This window comes from Streptomyces pseudogriseolus (genome assembly GCA_002154585.1).
Classification (GTDB): Bacteria; Actinomycetota; Actinomycetes; order Streptomycetales; family Streptomycetaceae; genus Streptomyces; species Streptomyces pseudogriseolus.
On record MUNG01000617.1, the window covers coordinates 1 to 635 of the forward strand.

Here is a 635-nt window from a genome sequence, read left to right on the forward strand (position 1 = left end):
CTCCCGCCCCTCAGATCACAGGAAGCGCCACAGGTGGTCCGCGGTGCCGTTGTCGGTGAACTGGACCACCTGGGCGCTGTTGGCCGTCGACATGCCGTCCACGCCCAGTACCTTGCCGCTGTGGCGGTTGCGGATGCGGTACCAGCCGTCGCCGTTGTCGACCAGCGTCCACAGGTGGTCGGCGGTCCCGTTGTCCTCGTACTGCACGACCCGTGCGCTGTCCGCGGTGGACATGCCGTCGACGCCCAGTACTTTACCGCTGTGGCCGTTGCGGACGAGGTACCAGCCCTCCCCCTGGTCGACGAGCTGCCAGGCGTGATCGCCGGTGCCGGTGTTCGCGAACTGCACCACACGGGCGCTGTCCTCGGTGGACATGCCGTCCACGGCGAGGACCTTGCCGCTGTTCCGGTTCTCGATGCGCCGGTACGGCGGCTCGGGCGTCCAGGGCCGTCCGTCCGGGGACGCCGTGGGGAAGGCGGTGATCCGCAGCCGGGCCGCGCCCATCGGGATCAGCGTGACGCGTTCCACCGGGGCCTCGCTGCGGGCGGGGCTGTCCTGGAGGGGGGTGACGACGTGCTCGTCGTCGGCGGTCCACTCGGCGATCCGGCGGGCGTCGGCGGTGATGCGGACGGGGG

1 protein-coding gene is annotated in these 635 nt (G+C 71.3%); it reads right to left on the minus strand.

The features are described from left to right. Positions 1–15 precede the first annotated feature (15 nt). Positions 16–635 (minus strand): RICIN domain-containing protein (locus CCN29_RS33470; RefSeq protein ID WP_143661455.1); only part of this gene is annotated, 620 nt, incomplete at its 5' end.